A 25,001-nucleotide genomic window follows, 5' to 3' on the forward strand; every position below is an offset into this window, starting at 1 on the left:
TCGTTGTGCCCGGACTCGCGGGAGTTTAACGCGGGGCACTGACAGCCCGCTGCCCCCGCTGTTTACTTGTTCGTAATCCGCTGAAGACAAGCCCCATCAGGCGCTCTGTACCGCCTTCTCCCGGAAGGTGGGATCCGGCCCAGGAAGCGCCGTGCAGCAGCAAAAGCAGCTCTTGGACCGTCACGTCGGCACGGAAAACGCCGGCCGCTTGCGCTCTGTCCACTAGGTGGGACGCGGCTTCCCGCATCGCTTCGCAGGACGCGTGCAGCCGCGACTCCGGATCGTCGAACGCGTCGGCCAGCATTTCGGTAAGCCCACGGTAAACGGCCGACGTCTCGCCGAGGCCGATGAGCCAGGTGTACAGCCCGTCGAGCGGGTCGTCGGCGAGCAGCAGCTCGCGTGCCTTTTCCGCCTGGGTGTCGAACCGGTCCCGCAGCAGCGTCTCGATCAGGTCTTCCCTGGTCGGGAAGTGGCGATAGAGGGTGCCGATCCCGACTCCGGCGCTGCGGGCGACGTCTTCGAGCGAGGCGTCGACGCCGCGTTCGGCGAAGGCGCGCCTCGCTTCGGCCAGCAGGCGTTCGTAGTTGCGGCGGGCGTCCGCGCGCATCGGCTTGGCGTCGGTCATGTCGGGTCCGAGTTTATCCCGTGACAAATCGGAGGTCTCCTCCGTATAGTAACCGGAGGCAGCCTCTGGTTATCTGGTGCGTCCTCAGTGGACATATCGGCCCTGGCTGCGCCGGGATCAACGCCGCGCTCCGCGGCCAGGAAACTCCTTGGAGTCTGTTGTGGATCTGTTCGCGAAGCTTGCCGCCGCCGTGGAAGGCGGGACGCGATGACGGTCGGGATCTGGACTTTTGCCTTTGACGGCAAGAAAATCGGCGAAGTGCGCACGGCTGCGCGCGAGGTCGAGTCGCTGGGTTTCGCCACGCTGTGGTTCGGCGAATACCGCGGCCGGGAGGCACTCACGCAGGCCGCGCTGCTGCTCGAAGCGACCACGACGTTGACTGTGGCGACTGGGATCGCACGGTTTTCCGAACGGTCGGCGGCGGCCGCCGAGGCTGCTGGACGCACGCTGGCCGAGGCGTACCCGGGACGGTTCACGCTGGGTTTGGGCGGACATCGGCCCGGCGGCGGAGGCAGTGCGATGCAGAACTATCTCGACGCCATGGATGCGGCCGATCTGGACGTTGCTTCTGACTCTCGACCACGCCGGCTTCTAGCCGCTCTCGGCCCGAGAATGCTGAAACTCGCGGCGACCCAGGCCGACGGCGCGCACACGTACTTCGTCCCTCCAGAGCACACTGCATCCGCTCGGGAAACGATGGGACCCGACGCGTACCTCGCTGCCGAACAAGCCGTCGTCCTCGACACAGATCCGTTGCGGGCGCGGCGGATCGCTCGCGAACACGTCGCCGGCTACGTACGGCTGGCCGCACACCAACGAACGAATCTGCGCCGCCTCGGCTACACCGAGGAAGACCTCGCCGACGGCGGCAGCGATCGCCTGGTCGACGCGATCGTGGCCTATCGCAGCGAGCAGGAAGTCACCGACCGAATCCGCGCACACCTCGACGCCGGTGCGGACCACGTCTGCGTTCAGGTTCTCAGCGACGGACCGGAGATTCCGGTGGACGGCTGGCGTCGCCTCGCCACGCTGGTTCCGTGATTCCGCGGTGGGGCTTTCGGAGCTTCCCGCGAAAGCCCCACCCCCTTACGGCTTGCCCACGAGGTCTCCGCAGAATCGGGGCAACCGGGCCGCCCCGCACTCGCCGAAGCCTTCCCCGGACGCCGGAATCCCCACCTCACCACGGATTCGCCACTCAACGGCGAAACCGTTCATCCCCTGCATACCGGCGCTTTCCCGCTCTTCACAGACATTCCCACGCTCCCGTGTCCGCCGCAGCGCTCCCTGCGAACACTCCCCCTGAACGGGCGGTCCCGGCGGGACAGTTTCGCCGTCCAGCAGCCACCATCCGCTGTTATCTTCGCGAGGTGTCTCGCCCGCGTTCGCCCCGGGAGCCGCCGGTGTTCACGAACCCCGCCATCACCGCGTCCCGGACGTCGAGCTGGTCCTGCTGGCGCTGGGGGATCGCCACCTTCGTCCGGGACGACAATGTTCTGGCCCTTCTCTTCTGGGATCTGCTCACACTGATCCACCTCGGCATCCGGATCACGCGTGTCCCGTAGCCGAAAAATCGACCACGCCGACGCCCGGTGGCTGAATGGCGTTCTAGGCCGTCGGCTGGGACTGCTGTTCACCCTGTTGACCAGCCTGGTCGGTGTCCCCGCTGTCCTGTTGGCCTGAGCGATCCTGCACTTCGGTCACGCGGAACGCTGTACTACTACAGCATCCCGACACAGCACTTCCGCTTCCCCGAAACTGAACGTCCCACGCTGGCCGATTTCACCTATTTCGCGTTCACCATCGGGACGAGCTTCGCCGTCCCGGACGTCGAAACACGGACGACGTCGGTCCGTTCCCTCGTGCTTCGCACGCAGCGTCCTGTCGTTCATGTACAACACGGCCACGCTCGGCATCGCAGTCAGCTTCGCCACCGGCGGACGTTGACCCTTCTGAGTTACAGTCGTCCTCGCGCGGCAGGGGCCGCGTCCTGTCCGCGGAAAGGGCCGAGCCCACCCCCGTACCACGAGTCGCCGAGCTTCTCCTTCTTCCCTGCCCGGTGCCGGCGGACCACGGGCGCGCAAGGGAAGGAAGGACTCCCTGATGACGGCCTTACCCGCCAACCCCGACCTCGGCCAGCTCTGTAAACAGGCCAAGGAACTCGCCTGCGCCGACTCCATCGCACTGTCGGAAGCGCAGTTCCGGCTCGCTCGCCGCTACTGATTCCCCAGCTGGCCACAGCTTCAGGCCTATGTCCGCCGAATCGCCGAGCACGGACCGGACGTCCAGCACGCCTACCACCAGGACGTGAAGTACTACCGCGGCCGCACCATCGGCCTCCTCGCCTCAGCCGAAGACGGCACTCCCGACGCCCGCACTGCCTTCGACCGGCACGAACAACCGCTGACCCGCACCGGCGCGCTAACCGTCATCGCCCGGGAGCACGGCTTCCCGACGTGGCGGACGCTGAAGGCCCACGTCGAGGATTTGCCGAAAAACGGCGAACCGTTCGCCCGGGCTTATCAGCTGGTAGAAGCCCGAGGCTTGGAGGGCCTGACAGCACTGCTCACCGAGGCCCCGCACCTTGCCCACGCCCGAGGCACCAACGGGAACGATCTTTTCGGCATGGCCTCCGCGACCCATGACGAACGTCTCGTCCGCATCCTGCTCGCCCACGGTGCCGATCCCGCACGAGCCAATGCACACGGTTGGGCTGCCCTGCATCAAGCGGCCTACGTCAATTTACCACTGATCGCCGACCTCTTGATCAACGCTGGCGCACCCTTGGCCGTCTCAGGCCGCGGCGACGGCGGAACCCCGCTGATTGTGGCCCTATTTTGGGGAAATCGCGCTGTTGCCGAAAAACTGGCAACGCACGAACGGTCCCCTCACAACCTGCGCGTCGCAACCGGTCTCGGCGACGACGCACTACTGGATGACCTCGTCAGTCCAAAGGGGACTCTTTCTCCAGCAGCCAGGGCACACCGTGAGTTCTACCGTCCGCACAGCGGTTTCCCTTCTGGAAGCCGACGAAGGACCCCACGGAAATCCTCGACGAATCCTTAGCCTGGGCCGCCCGCAACAACCAAACAGCCACACTCCGCACCCTGGCCTCACGCCGCGCGAACCTGAACGCCGACGTCTACCGCGGCACCGCCCTCACCTGGGCAGCCGCGTGTGGCCGCTCAGCGGCAACAGAGACTCTGCTGTCGCTAGCGAACGTCAACCACATCGGCACGTTCGGCGGCCCACGCCACGGCGTCGGCGTCACGGCGCTGCACCTGGCCGCCCAGAGCAACCGGCTGGACGTCATCGAACTCCTCGCAAACGCTGGCACCGACCTCACCGCCCGCGATGCCCTCTGGGACAGCACCCCCGAAGGCTGGGCAGAAGCCTGCGACAGCCCAGCCGCTCAAGAACTGCTGCACCGCCTCAGTCGCCACTAATCGGCAACTCCCGGCCGGTAGACATCCGGAGTCTGTAGTCCGTATCGTAACGGACTACAGACTCCGGTTAGCCGACCCTGCGGAGACCCTCATGCCCACCGCACACGACCTGTTCGACCAGCTCTCCACCGGAATCACCGACGGCCGCTTCGCCGACCTCGCACACCTCTACTCCGAAGACACTGTCGTCGAACACCCCACCTCAATCCCCAGGCCGAGCCGGATGGAAGGCCGCGCCGCAGTGCACGACCGTTTTGTCAGCGGCCTGGGTCAAACGCTTCGCCTCAAACGCCACGACGTGACCATCCACGAAACCGCCCGCCCCGAGGTCATCGTCGCCGAGTACCAGTACACCGCCGAGTCGCGGAAAACCGGCCGGACAACCGAGACGGCCAACATCCAAGTCCTTCGCGCCCGCGACGGACTCCTCACCCACACCCGCGACTATCACGACTACCTGCGCCTGGCCGCGATTCAAAACGCAACCGCCGGCCTCGGCGAGGCATACACCCAAGCGCCCGCTTACAAACTTCGCCCCATCGCTCCGCGCCCGGCTGAACTCTTCTCCCCGAACAGCCGTGAGGGCGTATTCCAACGAGTCGTCTTCGGCGTCGCCGACGGACGCTGGTCCGAACTTCCCGACCTCTATGCGGCAAAGACCGATGTCCGACACCCGTTCCTGCCCGGGGCCCCCGTCCTCCGCACCCGAGACGACCTGCGGGCTCACTTCGACGCCGGTGCCGCAGCGGCCTTCCGCATCGAGGTGACCGACCTAGTACTCCACCTGAGCACCGACCCAGAAGTCATCATCGGCGAATCAACCTACGTAGGCGAAACCAGCTCCGGAACCCCGTTCCAGGTGAACAACATCTTCGTAATGCGCATCCGAGACGGAGAGATCGTCGAGTCCCGCGACTACGGTGACCACCTCGCCCTGGCCGCGGCCACCGGCCGCCTAGCGGAGCTCATCACCCGCGTCTCCGAATAACGGCAACTCCTCCACGTCTTCGCCACTGAACGGCAACGCGCGCACCGCGCTGAACACCGTCACCACGACGGCTCGCCACAAGATTCGCCGCTCAACGGCGAATCTGTATCACGCAACCCGACACGGCCACTCAACCGTCGAACCATCGTTGCCATCCAGCGGCGAACGCCACCGCCTCTTACCTCGCCACGCGGTGGCAGCAACTGCCACTGTTCGCCATTCGGCGGCAACGTCCGCCGAGGCGGCCCTCGCCGCCCATCGGCAACGAACGCCGCCGCAACCCTCACCGTTGAGCGACGAACACCCCACCTGACGCCTGACCGCGACCATCCCTGCGGCTTCCGCCAGCCAACGGCAATTCACCCCAGACCGCCGCCCAACCGGCCACGCCGATCACCGTTGAAGGGCCACTCACCCCAGGCCAAGTTTCGCCATTAAATGGCAAACACCCTCTGACCAGCACCGATCCCCCGAATCTCGGTCAGCTACCCGCACCCGGATGGGTGCCTCCAGAGCCCTCATCACCAACACCCTCACGCTCTTCAACAACCTTCACCAGAGCCGAAGCCACCAACGCCACGGCCCGATCCCCGTCCCCCGCCAACTGCTGCAGCGCCCCGTGCGCAAGCGTCCCCGGCATCTCCGCGAGCGCCTGTGTCAACCGGATTCGCACCGCGGAATCCGCAGGATGCGCGGCCGACGCGTCGACCAACGCTCCGGCAATTCCGTCCGCGCCCCCATCCGCCAACGCGCCCAAAACCTCAGCCGCCTCGACGTCGTTTCGCCCCTCGACGACCATTTCGACAAGCGTCGGCACCGCCTCCTCCGCACCGCGCGCACCCAGAGCGAGCGCCGCATGCCGACGGACCACAGGGTCGGAACCGGCGAGCACTTCCATCAACACCGCGGTCACCTCGTCGCCGGGCAACTCGATGAGTGCCAGGATCGCACGTCGGCGGATGTCGGCGTCCTCCGAACGGAGACCACACGCCACATTCGCCACCCCGCCGCCATCGGTCCGGGCGAGGGCCCACCGGAGCGCGCCGGCGACGTTCGGGTCGGATTCGGCGAGGATCGCTCTGGCCAGCACCTCAGCAGGAACCGGTACCTCGTCGGCAGGAGCCAGAACGGTCTGCTGCCGACGCGCCGCACCCGGTGAACTGAGCCCGCGCAGCAGCTCGACGATGCGCAAGGCACCCTCCCATCCGGAGGGTGCCGAGGCATCGACCGCGCGGAGCCGGTCGAGCAGCTCCTGTTCCCGTTTCAGCCGGTCTTCGGTCCGCCGGATGAGGTCGCCGACCAGCTCCGACGGCACGAAAGCGGGATCTTCCAGCGCCCGGCCGATCTGCCGCAGCGACATCCCGAGCGACCGGAGGCTCTCCACGTGGAAGATCCGGCGGATGTCGTCGGCGGAGTACTCGCGATAGCCGCCCACGGTGCGACCGGTCGGCCGCACCAGCCCGAGGGTGTCGTAGTGCCGGAGCATCCGGGTGCTCACCCCCGAGCGGCGGGCGACCTCGCCGATCAGCACGCGGTTTCCTGAGCCCGCTCCGGACCGAGCGCGACGATCCGTTTCGCCTCGTCCACGGCCTGGTCGAAACCGGTGTCCGGGTCGCGGAGCAGCCGCTCGGTGGCGACAGCGTGCGCCCGAACGGCCGGGTCGGTGCTCAGCACCGCGGCCTCCAATACCGGCTCGATCACAGGTCCGAGCGCGACCAGCGCCCGGCTGAGGCTGAGCTGCAGGGTCCGGTCACCGCGACCGAGCTGTGTCGCCAGTTCAGCCGCCAGCCCGGTCTTGTCCCCGTCCGGCACGAGAACGACAGCCGCCCGCCATGCGCTTCTCGCGACCTCGTCGTCGGCGTCGCGCAGCAACGATCGGGTGATCGCTGGCCACACGTTCCGGTCGCCGATTTTGGACAACGTGTGCAGCGACTGGCTCCTGGCCTGCGCCACCGGCGACCGCAGCTCCGTGAGGAGCCGCGGCACTGTGTCCCCTGCCGGGAACCGGGTCAACGCCCAGGTGAGCATGTCGCGTACGTAAAAGTCCGGCTCGATCGCGCAACGTGCGACGAGCGCCTCGACGAGACCAGAGCCGTCCGGGTGCGTTCCGATCGTCAGGGCAGCCTTCAGCCGCGTCGACGAGTCCCCGGAGCCCAACGCCTCGATCAGCCGCAGGAGCTGGGAATTCATCTGTGTCGAGTTCATCGGGATCACCTCCGCCGACCAGTGAAGACCTTGTCACGATGTCAATGTCAAACCCGGCGGGCAAAAGAAACTGTCGCCGCTCAGTGGCGAATCCGGCCTATGCCCGGTCCGCACCGACAGCGACGCCGACGATCGTGCAGGGTTCGACACCGTGGTTGCGCCAGGCGTGCCGCGTGCCGTTCTGGACGACGACATCGCCTGCTCGCAAGACCGTCTGATCCCCGTCGTCCAGCTCCAACGTGACCTCGCCCGAGACGACCAGGACGTAATCGAGGGTGTCGGTGGTGTGCATGCCCGGTGCGTCGGGCTCCATCGCGCCGGCCGCGCCCGGTGCCTGTCGCTCCAGTTCTTCCCAGGCCGCCGCCACGTCGAGATCCGGCAGCGGGGTCATTTCGCCGGGCGCGATCGTGTTGATCATGAACCGTGAACCGTCCCGCGGCGGGTAATACGCCTCGGCCCGGCGCGGCGAGCCGTTGTCGGGAAATACCGGTCGTTCGTCCCGGCCCCACAGGCGGTAGATCGCGCAGCCCGGCATCAAGCCGGACGTGATCGGCTCGACGGGACCGTCGGCGACCACGCGGGCCTTGCCGCCGGAGTCGTGCCCGGTGACTACTCGGCGAACCTTCGCGTGTGCCATTTCATCGCCCCTCAGTACGGCAACGTATTAATACGGCTACGTATGGATACGACACCGTATCCAGCACAGGCAGGACCGTCAATACGGTGGCGTATCCTCCGCGCATGGTGAACGATTCGCCCCGGCTGTCCGCCCAGGACTGGACGCGGGCCGCGCTGAAGGCGATCGCGAACGGCGGGCTGGCCGCGGTCGGAGTCGAACCGCTCGCGCGGACGCTCGGCGTGACCAAGGGCAGTTTCTACGCGCACTTCCGCAACCGGGACGAGCTGATCACCGCGGCTCTCGCCGATTGGGGGCGAAGCCACGGCGAAGCAGGACTCGCCGAGTACGCCGCAATCGCCGATCCGCGGCAACGGCTGCGCGAACTGCTCACCGCCGTCGTGCGCGCCGTCCAGCCGTTGGCCCCGTCGGTACACCTCAGCTTGCTCGGCGACCGCAATGACCCGCGGGTCAAGGACGCGGTCAGCCGCGTCAACCAAGCCCGGCTTAACCTTCTGACCAGTACGTATCTCGAACTCGGCCTCCCGCCGGATCAGGCGGCGCACCGGGCGCGAGTCGCTTACGCGGCCATTCTCGGGCTGCTGCACCTGGCTCAAACCGAAGCGGATTCGCCGAGCCCAGACGCACTTGCTGACGCAGCAGCCGCGATTTTTCTGCCTTCGTGAAAACCAGCCCGCGCACCGGCCGCAGCATCGTCGGCCTCCTGGAGGCGAATCCGACGGGACACGATCTGGTCCGGCGAAGTCGTAGTTGCCGCGAATCGGCGAAACCCGCGATCGACCGAGCGTCCACAGACTCGAGAAGCCGCAGACACGAGGCGGCCGATCGCCGCCCACACACTGAAACGCTCGATAGGGTGGCATTCCTGGCCATGGGTCGCCGAGAAGGGCGTGATGGAGATGCGGGTGCTCGTCTCGGTCGACATGGAGGGAATCGCCGGAGTGGTCCACGGCGACGAGGTCATTCCCGGCACGGCGAATACGAGCGCAACCGCAAGTTGCTCACCACGGAGGCCAACGCAGCCGTTCGCGGCGTATTCGCGTATGACGAAGCCGCCGAGGTCCAGGTCACCGAAGCGCACGCGAGCTTCCGGAACCTTCTGCCCGAACTGCTGGACCGACGTGCCGAGTTGCTCCGCGGGACGCCCAAGCCTCGCGGGATGATGGCGGGATTGGCCGAGAACACGGACGCGGTCCTTTCATCGGCTACCACGGCCAGGGCCGGCACGCCCCGCTCAGTCATGGCGCACACCATCTCCGGCGGGACCGTCGCGGACGTGCGTTGCAATGGCCGTTCTTTGGGCGAACTCGGTCTGAACGCCGCGCTCGCGGCGCACTACGGCGTACCGCCGGCGCCGGCAAGCGGCGATGACACCGTGGCCGCTGAGGCAGCCGAAGTCGCACCGGGCATCCGCTCCGCGGTGGTCAAACGCGCGCTGGGTGCTCGTGCGGCCGCGGCACGCTCCGCGTGCGAGATGCCCCATCCCGACGAGGCGTGCGACCAAATCGAACGCGCGGTACCCGAAGCGCTGGCCAGCCGGGAGGACGTCCGCCCGCTGCGCTTCGACGGTCCGGTCGGACTGGAAGTCCAGGCACACCGGCCCCGGATGACTGAACACGCGCTGCTGGTGCCGGGGATGGAACTCGCCGACGGCTGCACTCTCCGCTACCAGGCACCGGACTTCCCGACGGCCTACCAGGTCATCGAACTCATCGCGACGCTCCGAGCCATCTGATCCGGACAACCGGGCCCAGCCGCGAAGCCCGCACACGAAGACACCAGAACCCCTGACCTGCGCAATCGCGCCGCTAAGGCCAGATTCGCCACTAACCGGCAACGGCCGTCCACCAGCAGTCAGGCTGATTTACCGGCCAGAAACGACCCACGGAAGCGAAGGCCTACGACTCCGGCAACTCGAATTCGCCGTCCCGAACCCCGCGCGTGAACGCGTCCCATTCCGAAGGCGTGAACACCAGCACCGCCCCGTCCGGATCAGCCGGCTGCCGGATGGCCACGTAGGTCACCCCGTCCGAATGCGGGACGAACGCGTACTCCGCGCAATGCTCCAGGGTCACGCCCGCCGGTTCGGCGCGGATCCAGGTCGCGCCGGTGAGGTCGAGTTCGTGCCGGATGTGCGCCTTGTCATCGGTCGGGCGGCTCATCGCCACAGCGTATCCGCCGTTCGGCGGCACCGCCCTGTAACGAAAAGGAGGCCCAGCCGTCCGTCGAACGGACGACAGGGCCTCCTTCGGGAAACCGGTCAGGCGGTCTCGGTGATCGGCCGGTCCACCCACGACATGAGGTCGCGGAGCTTCTTGCCGGTCTTCTCGATCGGGTGCTGGTTGCCCTGGTCCTCGAGCTTCGTGAAGTTCGGCCGGCCGGCCTCGTCCTCGGCGACCCACTCGCGGGCGAACGTGCCGTCCTGGATCTCGCCCAGGATCTTCTTCATCTCCTCCTTGACGGCCGGCGAGATGACGCGCGGGCCGCGGGTGAGGTCGCCGTACTCGGCGGTGTCGGAGATGGAGTAGCGCTGACGCGCGATGCCGCCCTCGTACATGAGGTCGACGATCAGCTTCAGCTCGTGCAGCACCTCGAAGTACGCGATCTCCGGGGCGTAACCCGCCTCGGTGAGCACCTCGAAACCGGTCTGCACCAGCGCCGACGCGCCGCCGCACAGCACCGCCTGCTCGCCGAAGAGGTCGGTCTCGGTCTCCTCGGTGAAGGTCGTCTTGATGACGCCGGCCCGCGCGCCGCCGATCGCCGCGGCGTAGGAGAGCGCGAGCGCCTGGGCGTTGCCCGAAGCGTCCTGCTCGACCGCGATCAGGCAGGGCACGCCCTTGCCGTCCACGAACTGGCGGCGGACCAGGTGGCCCGGGCCCTTCGGGGCGACCATCGCGACGTCGACGTTGGCCGGCGGCTTGATCAGGTCGTACCGGATGTTGAAGCCGTGGCCGAAGAAGAGCGCGTCGCCGTCCTTGAGGTTCGGCGCGATGTGCTCTTCGTAGATGAAGCGCTGCTTCGTGTCCGGCGCGAGGATCATGATCACGTCGGCCTCGGCGGCCGCCTCGGCGACCGACAGCACGCGCAGGCCCTGCTCCTCGGCCTTCGCCCGGGACTTGGACCCCTCCTGCAGGCCGATCCGGACGTCGACGCCCGAGTCGCGCAGGCTGAGCGAGTGCGCGTGGCCCTGGCTGCCGTAGCCGATCACGGCGACCTTGCGACCCTGGATGATCGACAGGTCGGCGTCGTCGTCGTAGAAGATTTCCACTGCCATGGGGGGTACTACTTCCTTCCGTACTTACACGAAATCTGGGTGTTCAGCGGGGAGAAGCGGCGGTGATCGAGCGGGCCCCGCGGCCCACCGCGACCATGCCGGACTGGACGAGTTCGCGGATGCCGTACGGCTCCAGCATCCGCAGCAGCGCGCCGATCTTGTCCGACGTCCCGGTCGCCTCGACGGTGAGCGCCTCCGGCGAGACGTCCACCACCTTGGCGCGGAAAAGCTGGACGGTCTCTAGGACCTGGCTGCGCACGGTGGCGTCGGCCCTGACCTTCACCAGCAGCAGTTCGCGCTGCACCGCGCTGCCTGCTTCCAGCTCGACGATCTTGATCACGTTCACCAGCTTGTTGAGCTGTTTGGTCACCTGTTCGAGCGGTAGCTCCTCAACGGCGACGACGATCGTCATCCGGGACACCTCGGGGTTCTCCGTGGGCCCGACAGCAAGGGACTCGATGTTGAAGCCGCGGCGGGAGAACAGTCCGGAGACCCGGGCGAGCACACCGGGCTTGTTCTCGACCAGCACGCTCAGCGTGTGGACAGTCATGCTTGCTCTCCCTCCCCGGCGGCGGCCTCGACGGTCTCGACGGCTTCCTGCGAAACCTCGTCGTCGTCGAACAGCGGCCGGATGCCGCGCACGGCCATGATCTCGTCGTTCCCGGTGCCCGCGGCCACCATCGGCCACACCTGGGCATCCTTCCCCACGACGAAATCGATCACGACGGGGCGGTCGTTGATCTCCATCGCGCGCCGGATCGTCGCGTCGACGTCCTCCTTGGCCTCGCAGCGCAGGCCCGCGCAGCCGAGCGCCTCGGCCAGCAGCGTGAAGTCCGGGATGCGGTGCTTGTGCGTGCCGAGGTCGGTGTTGGAGTACCGCTCGGAGTAGAACAGGTTCTGCCACTGGCGGACCATGCCGAGGTTGCCGTTGTTGATCACGGCGACCTTGATCGGCNGATCGGCGCGCCTTCGATGGCGCACGTGGCGAGTTCCTGGTTGGTCATCTGGAAGCAGCCGTCGCCGTCGATCGCCCACACCTGCGTGTCCGGAAGGCCGAACTGCGCGCCCATCGCGGCCGGGACGGCGAAGCCCATGGTGCCGAGCCCGCCGGAGTTGATCCAGGTGCGCGGCTTCTCGTACTTCACGAACTGCGCGGCCCACATCTGGTGCTGCCCGACGCCCGCGGCGTACACCGCGTCCGGGCCGACCAGTTCGCCGATCCGCTCGATGACGTACTGCGGCGACAGCGAACCGTCGTCGGGCCATTCGTAACCCGACGGGTAGTCGTCGCGCCACGAGTCGACCTGCGTCCACCAGTCGCTCAGGTCGGGACGGGCGCGGTCGAACTCGGTCTTCACCGCTTCGATCAGCTCGCCGATGATCTCCTTGCAGTCGCCGACGATCGGCACGTCCGCCTTGCGGTTCTTGGAGATCTCGGCCGGGTCGATGTCCGCGTGGACGATCTTCGCGTCCGGCGCGAACGACGACAGCTGGCCGGTGACCCGGTCGTCGAACCGGGCGCCGAGCGCGACCAGCAGGTCAGCGCGCTGCATCGAGGCGACCGCGGCGACGGATCCGTGCATGCCGGGCATGCCGACGTGCTGACGGTGCGAGTCGGGGAACGCGCCGCGCGCCATCAGCGTGGTGGCGACCGGGATGCCGGTCAGCTCGGCGAGTTCGCGCAGCCGCTCGGACGCCTCGGCCTTGATCACGCCGCCGCCGACGTACAGCACCGGCCGCTGGGCCTGCGCGATCAGCTTCGCGGCCTCGCGGACCTGCTTGCCGTGCGGACGCAGCGTCGGGCGGTAGCCGGGCAGCCGCAGTTCGGGCGGCCAGGAGAACGAGGTCATCTCCTGCAGCACGTCCTTGGGGATGTCCACCAGCACCGGGCCCGGGCGTCCGGTCGCGGCCAGGTGGAACGCCTCGGCGATGGCCCGCGGGATCTCCGCCGGGTCGGTGACGAGGAAGTTGTGCTTGGTGATCGGCATGGTGATGCCGCAGATGTCGGCTTCCTGGAACGCGTCGGTGCCGATCAGGCCGCGCGACTGCTGCCCGGTGATGGCGACGACCGGAACCGAGTCCATGTTGGCGTCGGCCAGCGGGGTGACGAGGTTCGTGGCTCCCGGACCCGAGGTGGCCATGCAGACGCCGACCTTGCCGGTCGCCTGCGCGTAGCCGGTGGCGGCGTGCCCGGCGCCCTGCTCGTGGCGGACGAGGACGTGCCGGACCTTCGTCGAGTCGAGCAACGGGTCGTAGGCGGGAAGGATGGTGCCACCCGGAATGCCGAACACGACCTCCGCGCCGACCGCCTCAAGCGAGCGGACGAGCGACTGCGCACCGGTGACGCGCACCGGCGTACCCGCGGGCGGGGCGGGCTTCGGACGTGCTCCTGGGACACCGGGCGCGGTCGGCCCGGGCTTCGCGTCGCTGCGCGACGTGGCACTGGTCATCGGTTCTGCCTCGTGGGTTCTCGGTGTCACTCGTTCGGGTTGTCTGGGCCGTACTTCCGGTCGGGGAACCGGTTTCACGCAACAAAAAACCCCCGCCGACCATAAGGTCGCACGAGGGTCGCGCGTCGACGCAGAGGACTCTTCCTAAGCGTCGGCGCGCTGGGAAAGTACGAGACCGGTCTGCGTAATCACGACCCCGACGTTAGTCGCGCGCCCGGGCGAGTGTCAACTCTGCGGGACGGCGATTCCGCATCGTGGACGGCCAGTACTGCCCGCGCGCGACCCGGACGCAGGTCACTCCCGGCACCGGTGCACCATTCCTGCGTGGCCAAGAAACAGCAGGACCAGCGTGCGGACGAGGGCCGGAAGGCCGTGTTCCGGATCCCGACCACGGCGTATCTCGCGATCGGTCTGCTGACCGTCTGTGTGACACCGATCGCACTGGGCGAGATCGGCGGATTCCAGTGGCTGTACGTCTTCCCGCTCGCGCTGCTCGTGTTCGTCGCGCGCACGCGCACCGTCGCGACCCGCGAAGGACTGCACGTCCGGACCGTCTTCGGCAAGCGCGACCTGCCGTGGTCGTCGCTCAAGGGCCTGGCGATCACGAACAAAGCCCGCGTGCGCGCGGTCCTCGGCGACGACACCCAGGTCAGCCTTCCCACGGTGCGGACGCGGCATCTTCCGGTACTGGCGCTGGTGAGCGAGGGCAAGATCAAGGACCCGTCGGGCGTGCTGAGCGACGAGGAGCTCACTGGAGGGAAACCGGCCGCCGCCGAGACGGTGCCGGACGCCACTCAGGAATCCGCTCAGGAATCCGCCCCGGAGCCCTCTCCCGAGCCCGCTGAACCGGAGCCCGCCGCCGATGCGGAACGGACCGGCGGCGGCAACGGCAAACCAGCCGAGTAGAATTGGTAGGACCAGTTTGCGGAGCCGTAGTTCCCCTCCGCCTGGTTCAGCCTTCTGACCTGGGAGAATGCCGTGCCGCACCTCCGTTCCCGAACCACCACCCACGGTCGCAACGCGGCGGGCGCACGCTCGCTCTGGCGTGCGACCGGAATGACCGACAGCGATTTCGGCAAGCCGATCGTCGCGATCGCGAACTCCTACACCCAGTTCGTGCCCGGCCACGTGCACCTCAAGGACCTCGGCGAGATCGTCGCCGAAGCGGTCGCCGAAGCAGGCGGCATCGCGCGCGAGTTCCACACGATCGCGGTCGACGACGGCATCGCGATGGGCCACTCGGGCATGCTTTACTCGCTGCCCTCGCGCGAGATCATCGCCGACTCGGTGGAGTACATGGTCAACGCGCACCAGGCCGACGCGCTGGTGTGCATTTCCAACTGCGACAAGATCACGCCGGGCATGCTCAACGCCGCGATGCGGCTCAACATCCCGACCGTGTTCGTCTCCGGCGGTCCGATGGAAGCCGGCAAAGCGGTGGTCGTCGAAGGCGTCGCGCACGCCCCGACCGACCTGATCACCACCATCGCGGCGTCCGCGAACTCGGCGATCGACGAGGCCGGTCTCTCCGAGGTCGAGCGCTCCGCCTGTCCGACCTGCGGTTCCTGCTCCGGCATGTTCACCGCGAACTCGATGAACTGCCTCACCGAAGCGCTGGGGTTGTCATTGCCGGGCAACGGTTCCACGCTCGCGACGCACGCAGCCCGGCGCGAGCTGTTCTCCGACGCCGGACGCACCGTGGTCGAGCTGTGCAAACGCTGGTACGGCTCCGACGACGAGTCCGCGTTGCCGCGTTCGATCGCCACGAAGGAGGCGTTCGAGAACGCGATGGCGCTCGACATGGCGATGGGCGGGTCGACGAACACCGTGCTGCACATCCTCGCCGCCGCGCAGGAGGGCGAGGTCGACTTCACGATCAGCGACATCGACGACATCGGGCGGCGGGTGCCGTGCCTGTCGAAGGTCGCGCCGAACTCCGACTACCACATGGAAGACGTCCATCGGGCCGGCGGAATCCCCGCCATCCTGGGCGAGCTGTACCGCGGCGGCCTGCTGAACACCGGCGTGCACGCGGTCCACGCGCCGGACATCGCCACGTGGCTGAACGAGTGGGACATCCGCGCGGAGTCTCCGTCGGAGAAGGCGCTGGAGCTGTTCCACGCCGCGCCGGGCGGGGTTCGGACCACGCAGGCGTTCTCGACGGAAAACCGCTGGTCGTCGTTGGACACCGACGCTGCCGGAGGCTGCATCCGCGACGTCGGACACGCCTACACGAAGGACGGCGGCCTCGCGATCCTGCGCGGCAACCTGGCCGGGAACGGTGCCGTGATCAAGTCCGCGGGCATCGACGAGGACCTCTGGCACTTCCAGGGCCCGGCGCGCGTGCTGGAGAGCCAGGAGGAAGCCGTGTCGGCAATCCTCAAGAAGGAGATCCAGCCGGGCGAGGTGCTGGTCATCCGCTACGAGGGCCCGGCAGGCGGTCCCGGCATGCAGGAAATGCTGCACCCGACGGCGTTCCTCAAGGGATCCGGCCTCGGCAAGAAATGCGCCCTGATCACCGACGGCCGCTTCTCCGGCGGCTCCTCGGGCATCTCGGTCGGCCACATCTCGCCGGAAGCCGCCGCGGGCGGCGTGATCGGCCTGGTGGAGAACGGCGACCAGATCGTCCTGGACGTCCACGAACGCCGGCTCGAGCTGCTGGTCGAACCGGAGGTCCTGGCCGAACGGCGGGCGAAGATGGAGGCTTCGGAGCGTCCGTGGCAGCCGAAGGACCGGCACCGCCCGATCACCGCGGCGCTGCGGGCCTACGCCCGGATGGCCACGTCGGCCGACACCGGCGCCGTCCGGGACCCGAACCGCTGATCCTGCTGTTCGCTTCTGCCGGAAGGGGCCCGCGCGTGGTGCGCGGGCCCCTTTTCCGTGTCTCGGCTAGCTGGCTTCCGTCGCCGCAATCTCGGGCTGCGCTACCGCCGGATCCGGGTCGACACGATTCGTCGCCCAACGGCCACTGCGGCCAGCCCGAGCCTCCGGTCCACAACATTCACCGCCACACGGCGAACGCTCCCCCGACCAACCCAAGATCCTGATCAACGCGAATCGCCGCTCAACGGCGACCAGGAGCTCCGGCCAGCCCGAGCTGCCCGGTCCACATCCGCCGCCAAACGGCGATGGCTCCCTCTCGCCAGCCCAGACCCCGCTCGACACGAGTCGCCGCTCAACGACCATTGCCCGCCTGTCCGCGCCAACTCCAGCTCCAGCCGCGGCACCCACGTCTACCGTCGCCGCTCACGAGCCAGTCCAGCCAGCACCGAACCCCTGGATTGCGGCCCCCACCAGGCATTCGCCGCTAAACGGCAACACCTCAAAAGCCTGGTCAACGACCGGGGCCCCGTCAACCCGGCCGTTGCCTCCAACCGGCTCGACGCAGGCTCCAGCCGCGTCAGCGAGTCAGAACGATGACCACCACAGACGCAGCCGCAGCCAGCAGCAACGAGATGAGCCCGAGCGGCAACGGCCGCCTGCGCCACGGCGTGTTCCGCTCCAGCGAGATGGTGCCCGCGCCGGTGAAGATCAGCGTCAACGCGCACAGGCCCAGCAGCAGCTCGTACTCCCAGCCCTGACCGGTGCCCTCGAAAAAGCCTCCGTGGAACTTCGCGTAGACGATGTTCGCCGCCACGCCCAGCAGCCCCGCCGCGGCGAGCGGCGTGAACAGGCCGACGATCACCAGCGCACCGCCCGCGACCTCGGTGATGCCGGTGATCCAGGACAGCAGCGTTGTCTGTTTGTGGTACCCGAACATCTCAAGCACATGCGCGAACCCGCCGACGCCCGGTCCGCCGAAAGCGCCGAACAGATGCTGCAGGCCGTGCGCACCCATGATCACGCCGAGCCCCAGGCGCAAGACGAGCAGGCCGAAGCCGAGACCGCCCTGCCGCGGTTCGTCGTAGTCGTTGCCGGCAGAGTCCTCGACACCGGACAGCACGCTGGTCTGGTAGTCGTCCCCTTGAGTGGTCACGCGGCGAAGATTAGGGGATTCAGCCGTGACCCGCGAGCGAGCACGCCGAGGTCAGGGGCTCTTTCAGGGTTCACCCTGAGTGCCAGGTCGACATCCGGGAAACGATCAGTATTCGCCGCGCACGAGATTGCCAGGTAGCTCTCCGCCAGCGTACCGGGCGATTTCCGCCGCTGCCACCAAATAAGCGCGCCGCCGGACGCCGCGCACCGCTCCGGCCACGTGCGGCGTCAGCACGAAACCGGGCGCTGTCCACAGCGGATGGCCGTCCGGCAACGGCTCGGGATCGGTCACGTCGAGCGCGGCGCGAAGCCGTCCCGCCGCCAGCTCCGCCGCAAGCGCGTCAGTAATCACAACAGGCCCTTGAGCAGCATTGACCAGCACCGCGCCAGCACGCATCGCCGCAAGAAAATCAGCGTCGACCATGCCCCGCGTCCGCGACGTGAGGGGGACCATCATGACCACCACATCGTGGTGCGGCAGCAGTTCCGGTAACTCATCGACACCGTGCACGCCCTCACGCGCCGACATCCCGACCATCGTGCAGCGGACACCGAACGGCTCCAACCTCCGCCGCAACTGACGTCCGACGTCCCCCGCACCGACGATCAGCACACGCTGGCCCTGCAACGTGTCGGACGGCAGCTGCTCCCAGCGCCCGGCCCGTTGCGCCGCCGCGTAGACGTCCAGATTCCGGTACATCGACAGCAGCACGCCGACGACCCACTCCGCCATGCTGCCGCCGTGCGCACCTCGGCAGGTGGACAACAGAACGCCGTCCGGGACGCGGCCGACCCAGTCTTCCGCGCCTGCGGTCAGGAGCTGCACCAGCTTGAGGTTCGGCAGCTCGCTCCAGATGTCGTCGCCCGTCGAATCCATGGCCGGGACGAGCACCTCGGCTTTCGCGGCCTCCGGCGGCAACGGGCGGCCCCATTCGTAGCGCACCGCATGGACGAGGGGGATTTCGGACAGCACGGCGACGCCCTCGTCGTCCGGGACCAGCACGGTGACTGTCATGATCACCACGGTAACCACTTACCAGTGGCTCACGCCGCTCCACCTAGGCTGGGGCATCATGCGTACCCGGTACCGGTGGTCGGCGCCGCTGGCCCTCCTCGCCTGCGGCGGCCTCGTGCTTTCCGGCTGCGCCCGGTTCGACGACACCGCCGCCGGCCAGACGTTCACCCCCGCGCCGGTGCCGAGCCCGGAATCTCCGCCGCAGGTCCAGGAGCACGGCGACGGCCCCGGCAGCGGCCCCCGCACCGGCCCCGCGCAAGCGCCTCCCTCGCCGGTTCCGCCTCCGCAGGGCTGCAAAGACTTCGACAAGGCCGTCATAGCCACCTGCCTGGACACAGTCGCCGCCGTCGCCGGGCTTCCCGGCGAGGGATCCGCGCCCGCCGCTCTCGCCGGTGAGCGGAAAACCGGCCGGGTGATGCTGGCCAGCTCCGGACATGACGCGACGTCGTTCGCGCAACTGGACGTCCAGGCTGACGGCGACGGGGGGCTGACCAGCCTGGCGCTGTCGCCGAGCTATGTCGAGGATCAGCTGGTCTTCGCATACGTCACCACGGCGTCGGACAACCGAGTCGTGCGGTTCGCCAAGGGCCAGGCTCAGAAGCCGGTGCTGACCGGCATCCCGAAGGGCCCGACCGGCAATCGCGGCGCGCTGGCCAGCGACGGAAGCGGCGCACTGCTCGTCGCGACAGGAGACGCAGGCAACCCTGCCGCGGCCGCGGACCCTAATTCGCTGGCAGGCAAGGTCCTGCGCATCGACGTCTCCGGGAAACCGGCGACCGGCAATCCCACCTCCGGGTCCGCCGTCTATGCCGCGGGCTTGCACTCCCCCGGCGGCATCTGCCGTTCCTCCGACGGGAAGCGCGCCTGGGTGACCGATCACCCGGCCAACGGCCCGGACGCCGTGTACCGCCTGCAGTCCGGACAGCCGCTCAGCACACCCGCGTGGACCTGGCAGGACAAGCCTTCCCTCGGCGGCTGCGTCGATTTCGTCGACGCGAACGGCATCCTCGGCATCGCGTCGTCCACCGGCTTGCAGAACGTGCCGGTCAACAAGGACGGCGCGGTCACCGGCAAGCCGACGGTCACCCTCGATGGCAAGAGCAAGGCCGCCACGACGTACGGCCGGCTCTCCGCCATGAGCATGATCAACCCTCAGCTGGCCGTCGCCGGAACCGTCAACAAGGACGGCGGCAAACCGGTCTCCAGCGACGACCGCGTGGTCCTGATCGTGGTGAGCGACACGGGCGGCGGTCCGGGCAAGGACTGAGGCCGGATGCGCCGGACTCGGCCTTCCCGAGCCTAATTGGCCAGCTGACCTGCGATTAGCCATTCAGCGGCGACAGCTGACCCGGTCACGCGACATCCTGTTCCCACTCGAACTGGCCGCTTACCGTGCCCCTGATCCCAGCCGACGTGAGATCCGGCCGGAATCGCCGCGAAACAGCGAATCCGCCAAACCGCTTCCCGGCCGAGCACCGGTCGCCGCTCAACGCCCAATCCGCTGAGAGCCGACTCTCGATCCGTGGGCCAGTCGCCAGACAGCGGCGAATCCGCCGAAGCCAGCCGACGAGAGGCCAATTCTCCGTCGCCGCTGAGCGGCGAACCGGCCAGAAGCTCAGCCAGGACCGGCTCGCGTCGCCATTCAGCGGCGACGACGGGAAGCCCGGCTCTCCTCCCGAGCCGCCCGGATGTCCGCGATCGCCACCACGACCGACCCGACCGCGAACGCCATCCCCAGATACCGCCCGATCCCACCCGAGATCGACACCCCAGCAGCGTCCAGGAACGCTCGTTGATCACTGTCGAACACCCAGCCCAGCGTCGTCCAGCCGATCACCATCAGCAGAATCGTCGCCAGGCCGCCCACCAGCCACAACTGCGGCAACCCACTCACCCGTGCCTTGGTGACCTGCCCGAACACCACCACCGCGAGCCCCACCACGGCCAGCAGCAGCGGCGGACCCCACGAGAAGAGATCCGAATGCCATGCCGTGCGCACGACGTCGCTGTGCGGCAATGTCCCGAATGCGTCACGGACGTCGGACGTCGCGGTGTCCGCCGACAACACAGTCCAGGGCAAGGCTGTCGACCCGGCCGCGAGCAGCCCGGCCGCCAGGCCGAGCCACTCGCGCCAGGTGACGCGTCGAACCGAAAAAGCCACTCAGGAACCGACGCGCTCGATGATCAGCTCGCGCACCCGTTTGGCGTCGGCCTGGCCCTTGGTCGCCTTCATGACCGCGCCGACGATCGCGCCTGCCGCGGCGACCTTGCCGCCGCGGATCTTGTCGGCGATGTCCGGCTGCGCGGCCAAAGCTTCGTCGACAGCGGTGAGCAGCGCCGAATCGTCGGAGACGACCTTCAGGCCGCGCTTCTCGACGACCTCGCGCGGCGAACCCTCGCCCGCGAGGACGCCCTGCACGACCTCCTTGGCGAGCTTGTTCGTCAGCTCCCCGGAGGACACGAGCCCGATCACCTCGGCGACCTGCGCCGGCGTGATCGCTAGCTCGGTCAGCTCGACCTCACGCGTGTTCGCTTCCTGCGCGAGCGTGTTGACCCACCAGCCGCGCGCCTCGTCCGGCGTCGCGCCGGCTTCGACCGTCGCCGCGACGAGGTCGACGGCACCGACGTTCAGCAGGTCGCGCAGCGCTTCGTCGGAGAGCTTCCACTCTTCCTGGATCCGCTTGCGCCGTTCCGACGGCATCTCCGGCAGCGTCGCACGCAGCTCCTCGACCCACTCGCGCGACGGCGCGATCGGCACGAGATCGGGCTCCGGGAAGTACCGGTAGTCCTCCGCGGTTTCCTTGGCGCGCCCGGACGACGTGGTGCCGTCGGCCTCCTGGAAGTGCCGCGTCTCCTGCCGGATCGACCCGCCTTCGGCGAGAATCGCCGCCTGGCGCGTCATCTCGTACCGCACCGCGCGCTCGACGCTGCGCAGCGAGTTGACGTTCTTCGTCTCGGTGCGCGTGCCGAATTCCGTCGCGTCCTTGGCCATCAGCGACACGTTCGCGTCGCAGCGCAGCGAGCCCTGGTCCATGCGGACGTCGGACACGTCGAGCGCTCGCAGCAGGTCGCGCAGCGCGGTGACGTACGCGCGCGCCACCTCGGGCGCCCGCTCGCCGGTGCCGGTGATCGGCTTGGTGACGATCTCGATCAGCGGCACGCCGGCGCGGTTGTAGTCGAGCAACGAGTGCTCGGCACCGTGGATCCGGCCGGTCGCGCCGCCGATGTGCAGCGACTTGCCGGTGTCCTCCTCCATGTGCGCACGCTCGATCTCGACACGCACGACCTCGCCGTCGTCCAGTGTCACGTCGAGGTAGCCGTCGAACGCGATCGGCTCGTCGTACTGCGACGTCTGAAAGTTCTTCGGCATGTCCGGGTAGAAGTAGTTCTTCCGGGCGAACCGGCACCACTCCGCGATCTCGCAGTTGAGCGCGAGACCGATCCGGATCGCGCCCTCGACCGCCTTGCCGTTCACGGCCGGCAGCGAACCGGGCAGGCCGAGGCAGGTCGGGCACGTCTTGGTGTTCGGCTCGCCGCCGAACTCGTTGACGCAGCCGCAGAACATCTTCGTGTTCGTGCTGAGCTCCACATGGACCTCGAGCCCGAGCACGGGGTCGAACCGCTCGACGACCTCGGCGTAGTCCATCAACTCGGCCACGGCAGTCACTTCGTTCCTCCCAGCTCCGGAGCCTGGTGCACGAGCGAGCCGCCGGCAGCGACGTCGCGCGCGGCCTCGTACGCGGCACCGACGCGGTACAGCCGGTCGTCGGCGAGCGCCGGGGCCATGATCTGCAGGCCGACCGGCAGCCCGTCCTCGTCGGACAGTCCGCTCGGGACGCTCATGGCGGCGTTGCCCGCGAGGTTCGACGGGATGGTGCACAGGTCGGCGAGGTACATCGCCATCGGGTCGTCTACGCGCTCGCCGAGCTTGAACGCCGTAGTCGGCGTCGTCGGCGACACAAGCACGTCAACCTTCTCGAAGGCCTGCGTGAAGTCACGAGTGATGAGCGTGCGCACCTTCTGCGCGGAGCCGTAGTACGCGTCGTAGTAGCCCGACGAAAGCGCGTACGTGCCGAGCATGATGCGACGCTTCACTTCAGCGCCGAAGCCCTTCTCGCGGGTCAGCGACATCACTTCTTCGGCACTGTGCTCGCCGTCGTCCGAGACGCGCAGGCCGTACCGCATCGCGTCGAAGCGCGCGAGGTTCGACGACGCCTCGCTCGGCGCGATCAGGTAATACGCGGGCAGCGCGTACGTGAAGTGCGGGCACGACACCTCGACCACTTCGGCACCGAGAGCGTGAAGCTGCTCTACGGCAGCCTCAAACGAGCGCAGTACGCCTGCCTGGTAACCATCGCCGCCGAACTCCTTCACGACGCCGACGCGTACGCCGGACAGGTCGCCCTTCGCGCCTTCGCGCGCCGCGGCGACAACCGGCGGCACCGGTGCGTTGATGGACGTCGAGTCCATCGGGTCGTAACCAGCGATCGCTTCGTGCAGCAGCGCGGCGTCAAGCACCGTACGCGCGCACGGCCCGGCCTGGTCGAGCGAAGACGAGAACGCCACGAGCCCGTAACGCGACACTCCGCCGTAGGTCGGCTTCACGCCCACAGTGCCGGTGACAGCGCCAGGCTGCCGGATCGAGCCACCCGTGTCCGTACCGATCGCGAGAGCCGCTTCGAACGCCGAGATCGCCGCGGAGGAGCCACCGCCCGAACCGCCCGGGATGCGTGCGTGGTCCCAAGGGTTGTGCGTCGGGCCGTACGCCGAGTTCTCAGTGGAGGAGCCCATCGCGAACTCGTCCATGTTCGTCTTGCCGAGGATCACGACGCCCGCTTCGCGCAGCTTGCGCGTGACGGTCGCGTCGTACGGCGGCAGCCATCCCTCGAGCGTGCGGGACCCGCAGGTCGTCGGCACGCCCTTCGTGGTCAACACGTCCTTCAGCGCCAGCGGGACGCCCGCCAGCGGCGACGCCGGCTGCTCTCCCGCGGCCAGCTGCTCGTCGACAGCCTCGGCCGCGCCGAGCGCGCCTTCCGTGTCGACGTGCAGGAACGCGTGCACGTGGTCGTCCACCGCGGCGATCCGGTCCAGGTGCGCCTGCGCGACCTCGACCGCGGACACCTCGCGCGCGTGGATCTTGGCCGCCAGCTCGGCGGCCGTCAGCTTGACGAGTTCGCTCACTGTTCTTCTCCCAGGATCCGCGGCACCCGGAACCGGCCGTCTTCGGCGGCCGGCGCGGCGGCCAGCGCGTCCTGCTGCTCGAGACTGGGCCGGACGGTGTCCTCGCGGAAGACGTTCGTCAACGGCACGGCGTGCGAGGTCGGCGGGACGTCTTCCTCGGCGACTTCGCTGACCTTCGCGACCGAGTCGAGGATCTGGTCGAGCTGGCCGGCGAAAACGTCCAGCTCGTCGTCGGTCACGGCCAGCCTGGCCAGCCTGGCGAGGTGTGCGACCTCGTCTCGGGAAATGTTGGGCACGCGGGTGACTCCCGGGGTGTGCTGTGCGGGTGCTCTCGGAAGCTGCAAGTCTATGGTGACGGCGTCGGGCGGTTCGACCGGGTTATCGGGCCGCGGGCGCCGGGCAGGGCGTCCCGCTTGCCGGACAGCGGGCCCCCGCGGGTACCCGGTCTGTCACAATCGGCGCCCGGCAAGCGCGTCCCACGACAGGGCTGGGACGCCTGAGGCGAGAGGGGCGCGTGGTGTCGTTCCTGATCCGGGTCCAGCTACCGGACTCCCCCGGCACCCTCGGCGCGGTCGCGACCGCGCTCGGCACAGTCGGGGCCGACATCCTGAGCGTGGACGTGGTGGAACGCGGCGGCGGACTCGCGATCGACGACCTGGTGGTCGAACTCCCGTCGGGCAGGCTCCCGGACGCGCTGATCACCGCGGCCGAGAGCGTGGAAGGCGTCGAGGTCGACGCGGTGCGGCCGTACGCGGGCATCCTCGACACCCATCGCGAGCTCGAGCTGGTCGAGGAGATCGCCGCGCAGCCGAAAGCCGGGCTGGATTTGCTCGCCGAAGGTGTGCCGAAGATCATCCGCGCCGGGTGGGCGGTGATCGTCGAGCATTCGGAATCTGGACCTCGCCGATTGGCTTCGTCGAGCGCGGCGCCGGAGAACCCCTTCACGGACTTGCCGTGGCTGCCGCTGGAACGTGCGACCGTCTTGGACGGCGAGGATTCCTGGGTCCCGGAGACCTGGAAGGAACTCGGCACCGAACTGGCCGCTACTCCGCTGGGAAAGCCAGGGAAGGCGATGCTCGTCGCACGGCCGGGCGGGCCCAACTTCCGTGCCGCGGAGGTCGCACGGCTGGCGCACTTCGCCGGGATCGTCGCAGTGGTTCTGGACGGGTGACCCAAGGTTTGGGTCGGCTGTCCTGAAGATCTCGGGT

Annotated in this window: 24 protein-coding genes and 2 pseudogenes; 12 read left to right on the forward strand and 14 right to left on the reverse strand. The window is 68.3% G+C overall.

All coding sequences use genetic code 11. The features are described from left to right. Positions 1–25: 25 nt before the first annotated feature. On the reverse strand, positions 26–625 hold the full coding sequence (locus A4R44_RS20805; RefSeq protein ID WP_067583179.1) for a TetR/AcrR family transcriptional regulator: 600 nt from the start codon (positions 623–625) through the stop codon (positions 26–28). Between the two features lie 207 nt (positions 626–832). On the opposite strand from A4R44_RS20805, the gene A4R44_RS20810 reads away from it, so the two are divergent. From A4R44_RS20810 to A4R44_RS20820, 6 genes are all read left to right on the forward strand, one after another. Further along, on the forward strand, positions 833–1,666 hold the full coding sequence (locus A4R44_RS20810) for a TIGR03620 family F420-dependent LLM class oxidoreductase (RefSeq protein WP_067583182.1): 834 nt from the start codon (positions 833–835) through the stop codon (positions 1,664–1,666). A 359-nt stretch (positions 1,667–2,025) separates the two neighbouring features. Beyond that, positions 2,026–2,187: a hypothetical protein gene (locus A4R44_RS50530; RefSeq protein WP_232791696.1), complete on the forward strand. Its 162-nt coding sequence runs from the start codon at positions 2,026–2,028 to the stop codon at positions 2,185–2,187. A 27-nt stretch (positions 2,188–2,214) separates the two neighbouring features. Then, positions 2,215–2,769: a DUF1345 domain-containing protein gene (locus tag A4R44_RS50535; protein WP_232791697.1), complete on the forward strand. Its 555-nt coding sequence runs from the start codon at positions 2,215–2,217 to the stop codon at positions 2,767–2,769. Positions 2,770–2,929: 160 nt separating this feature from the next. After that, positions 2,930–3,688, forward strand: a complete 759-nt coding sequence (locus tag A4R44_RS50540) for an ankyrin repeat domain-containing protein (RefSeq protein WP_232791698.1) — start codon at positions 2,930–2,932, stop codon at positions 3,686–3,688. 41 nt (positions 3,689–3,729) lie between these two features. Beyond that, positions 3,730–4,068, forward strand: coding sequence for an ankyrin repeat domain-containing protein (locus tag A4R44_RS50545; protein ID WP_232791703.1), 339 nt, complete (start codon positions 3,730–3,732; stop codon positions 4,066–4,068). Between the two features lie 91 nt (positions 4,069–4,159). Continuing rightward, the gene (locus A4R44_RS20820) at positions 4,160–5,056 is read left to right on the forward strand and encodes a nuclear transport factor 2 family protein (protein ID WP_067583185.1); all 897 of its coding nucleotides are present in this window, start codon (positions 4,160–4,162) and stop codon (positions 5,054–5,056) included. 481 nt (positions 5,057–5,537) lie between these two features. On the opposite strand, the gene A4R44_RS20825 is transcribed toward A4R44_RS20820, so the two are convergent. From A4R44_RS20825 to A4R44_RS20835, 3 genes are all read right to left on the reverse strand, one after another. Next, positions 5,538–6,587 carry a MerR family transcriptional regulator gene (locus tag A4R44_RS20825; protein ID WP_067583188.1) on the reverse strand — a complete coding sequence of 350 codons (1,050 nt, stop codon included), beginning with the start codon at positions 6,585–6,587 and terminating at the stop codon, positions 5,538–5,540. Beyond that, positions 6,581–7,261: a HEAT repeat domain-containing protein gene (locus A4R44_RS20830; RefSeq protein WP_067583191.1), complete on the reverse strand. Its 681-nt coding sequence runs from the start codon at positions 7,259–7,261 to the stop codon at positions 6,581–6,583. Before A4R44_RS20830 ends, A4R44_RS20825 begins: the two co-directional genes overlap by 7 nt. A gap of 97 nt (positions 7,262–7,358) precedes the next feature. Further along, positions 7,359–7,898 (reverse strand): cupin domain-containing protein, encoded by a 540-nt coding sequence (locus A4R44_RS20835; protein ID WP_067583193.1) that lies wholly within the window; start codon positions 7,896–7,898, stop codon positions 7,359–7,361. A 104-nt stretch (positions 7,899–8,002) separates the two neighbouring features. Here A4R44_RS20835 and A4R44_RS20840 point away from each other — a divergent pair, with 104 nt between their 5' ends. Together A4R44_RS20840 and A4R44_RS50550 are read left to right on the forward strand one after the other, a co-directional pair. After that, complete coding sequence (locus tag A4R44_RS20840; protein ID WP_198545377.1) at positions 8,003–8,563, forward strand: TetR/AcrR family transcriptional regulator; 561 nt, start codon at positions 8,003–8,005, stop codon at positions 8,561–8,563. 258 nt (positions 8,564–8,821) lie between these two features. Further along, positions 8,822–9,633, forward strand: a pseudogene (locus tag A4R44_RS50550) (M55 family metallopeptidase). 163 nt (positions 9,634–9,796) lie between these two features. Here the strand turns inward: A4R44_RS50550 and A4R44_RS20850 are convergent. From A4R44_RS20850 to A4R44_RS20865, 4 genes and pseudogenes are all read right to left on the reverse strand, one after another. Further along, positions 9,797–10,060, reverse strand: a complete 264-nt coding sequence (locus tag A4R44_RS20850) for a DUF397 domain-containing protein (RefSeq protein WP_067583523.1) — start codon at positions 10,058–10,060, stop codon at positions 9,797–9,799. Between the two features lie 98 nt (positions 10,061–10,158). Continuing rightward, positions 10,159–11,172: a ketol-acid reductoisomerase gene (ilvC, locus tag A4R44_RS20855; RefSeq protein ID WP_067583195.1), complete on the reverse strand. Its 1,014-nt coding sequence runs from the start codon at positions 11,170–11,172 to the stop codon at positions 10,159–10,161. 43 nt (positions 11,173–11,215) lie between these two features. Continuing rightward, positions 11,216–11,722, reverse strand: a complete 507-nt coding sequence (gene ilvN, locus A4R44_RS20860; protein ID WP_009074017.1) for an acetolactate synthase small subunit — start codon at positions 11,720–11,722, stop codon at positions 11,216–11,218. Next, positions 11,719–13,622 (reverse strand): annotated as a pseudogene (locus tag A4R44_RS20865) (acetolactate synthase large subunit). Before A4R44_RS20865 ends, ilvN begins: the two are co-directional and overlap by 4 nt. 324 nt (positions 13,623–13,946) lie before the next feature. On the opposite strand from A4R44_RS20865, the gene A4R44_RS20870 reads away from it, so the two are divergent. Next, a complete protein-coding gene (locus A4R44_RS20870) occupies positions 13,947–14,528 on the forward strand; it encodes a PH domain-containing protein (protein ID WP_067583526.1) in 582 nt (193 codons plus the stop codon). Between the two features lie 72 nt (positions 14,529–14,600). Beyond that, positions 14,601–16,445, forward strand: coding sequence for a dihydroxy-acid dehydratase (gene ilvD, locus A4R44_RS20875; protein ID WP_067583197.1), 1,845 nt, complete (start codon positions 14,601–14,603; stop codon positions 16,443–16,445). Between the two features lie 577 nt (positions 16,446–17,022). On the opposite strand, the gene A4R44_RS20880 is transcribed toward ilvD, so the two are convergent. Together A4R44_RS20880 and A4R44_RS20885 are read right to left on the reverse strand one after the other, a co-directional pair. Next, positions 17,023–17,598, reverse strand: coding sequence for a DoxX family protein (locus A4R44_RS20880; protein ID WP_093573950.1), 576 nt, complete (start codon positions 17,596–17,598; stop codon positions 17,023–17,025). Between the two features lie 105 nt (positions 17,599–17,703). Further along, positions 17,704–18,612 carry a 2-hydroxyacid dehydrogenase gene (locus A4R44_RS20885; RefSeq protein WP_067583534.1) on the reverse strand — a complete coding sequence of 303 codons (909 nt, stop codon included), beginning with the start codon at positions 18,610–18,612 and terminating at the stop codon, positions 17,704–17,706. 58 nt (positions 18,613–18,670) lie between these two features. On the opposite strand from A4R44_RS20885, the gene A4R44_RS20890 reads away from it, so the two are divergent. Then, positions 18,671–19,879 (forward strand): sorbosone dehydrogenase family protein, encoded by a 1,209-nt coding sequence (locus tag A4R44_RS20890; protein ID WP_067583532.1) that lies wholly within the window; start codon positions 18,671–18,673, stop codon positions 19,877–19,879. Positions 19,880–20,254: 375 nt separating this feature from the next. On the opposite strand, the gene A4R44_RS20895 is transcribed toward A4R44_RS20890, so the two are convergent. Genes A4R44_RS20895 through gatC form a run of 4 tightly spaced genes read right to left on the reverse strand, consistent with a single transcriptional unit; the run spans position 20,255 to position 24,089 of the window. Continuing rightward, complete coding sequence (locus A4R44_RS20895; RefSeq protein ID WP_067583206.1) at positions 20,255–20,773, reverse strand: hypothetical protein; 519 nt, start codon at positions 20,771–20,773, stop codon at positions 20,255–20,257. After that, entirely contained in the window at positions 20,774–22,279 is a 1,506-nt protein-coding gene (gatB, locus tag A4R44_RS20900; RefSeq protein ID WP_067583209.1) for an Asp-tRNA(Asn)/Glu-tRNA(Gln) amidotransferase subunit GatB, read from the reverse strand. Beyond that, complete coding sequence (gene gatA, locus A4R44_RS20905; RefSeq protein ID WP_067583212.1) at positions 22,276–23,793, reverse strand: Asp-tRNA(Asn)/Glu-tRNA(Gln) amidotransferase subunit GatA; 1,518 nt, start codon at positions 23,791–23,793, stop codon at positions 22,276–22,278. Before gatA ends, gatB begins: the two co-directional genes overlap by 4 nt. After that, positions 23,790–24,089, reverse strand: coding sequence for an Asp-tRNA(Asn)/Glu-tRNA(Gln) amidotransferase subunit GatC (gene gatC / locus A4R44_RS20910; RefSeq protein ID WP_037811790.1), 300 nt, complete (start codon positions 24,087–24,089; stop codon positions 23,790–23,792). The genes gatA and gatC overlap by 4 nt, the downstream gene beginning before the upstream one ends. 221 nt (positions 24,090–24,310) lie before the next feature. On the opposite strand from gatC, the gene A4R44_RS20915 reads away from it, so the two are divergent. Further along, positions 24,311–24,964 (forward strand): amino acid-binding protein, encoded by a 654-nt coding sequence (locus A4R44_RS20915; protein ID WP_037367388.1) that lies wholly within the window; start codon positions 24,311–24,313, stop codon positions 24,962–24,964. Positions 24,965–25,001: the final 37 nt, after the last annotated feature.

Source organism: Amycolatopsis sp. M39 (assembly GCF_001651785.1).
GTDB classification, from domain to species: Bacteria; Actinomycetota; Actinomycetes; order Mycobacteriales; family Pseudonocardiaceae; genus Amycolatopsis; species Amycolatopsis rubida.

Excerpts from the sequence above, each read along its gene's own strand:
- A4R44_RS20890 (WP_067583532.1), top strand. The coding sequence starts at position 18,671 with ATGCGTACCCGGTACCGGTGGTCGGCGCCGCTGGCCCTCCTCGCCTGC.
- A4R44_RS20810 (WP_067583182.1), top strand. The coding sequence starts at position 833 with ATGACGGTCGGGATCTGGACTTTTGCCTTTGACGGCAAGAAAATCGGC.
- A4R44_RS20805 (WP_067583179.1), bottom strand. The coding sequence starts at position 625 with ATGACCGACGCCAAGCCGATGCGCGCGGACGCCCGCCGCAACTACGAA.
- A4R44_RS20850 (WP_067583523.1), bottom strand. The coding sequence starts at position 10,060 with ATGAGCCGCCCGACCGATGACAAGGCGCACATCCGGCACGAACTCGAC.
- A4R44_RS20840 (WP_198545377.1), top strand. The coding sequence starts at position 8,003 with ATGGTGAACGATTCGCCCCGGCTGTCCGCCCAGGACTGGACGCGGGCC.
- A4R44_RS20830 (WP_067583191.1), bottom strand. The coding sequence starts at position 7,261 with ATGAACTCGACACAGATGAATTCCCAGCTCCTGCGGCTGATCGAGGCG.
- ilvC (WP_067583195.1), bottom strand. The coding sequence starts at position 11,172 with ATGGCAGTGGAAATCTTCTACGACGACGACGCCGACCTGTCGATCATC.
- ilvN (WP_009074017.1), bottom strand. The coding sequence starts at position 11,722 with ATGACTGTCCACACGCTGAGCGTGCTGGTCGAGAACAAGCCCGGTGTG.
- A4R44_RS20885 (WP_067583534.1), bottom strand. The coding sequence starts at position 18,612 with ATGACAGTCACCGTGCTGGTCCCGGACGACGAGGGCGTCGCCGTGCTG.
- A4R44_RS20820 (WP_067583185.1), top strand. The coding sequence starts at position 4,160 with ATGCCCACCGCACACGACCTGTTCGACCAGCTCTCCACCGGAATCACC.
- A4R44_RS20835 (WP_067583193.1), bottom strand. The coding sequence starts at position 7,898 with ATGGCACACGCGAAGGTTCGCCGAGTAGTCACCGGGCACGACTCCGGC.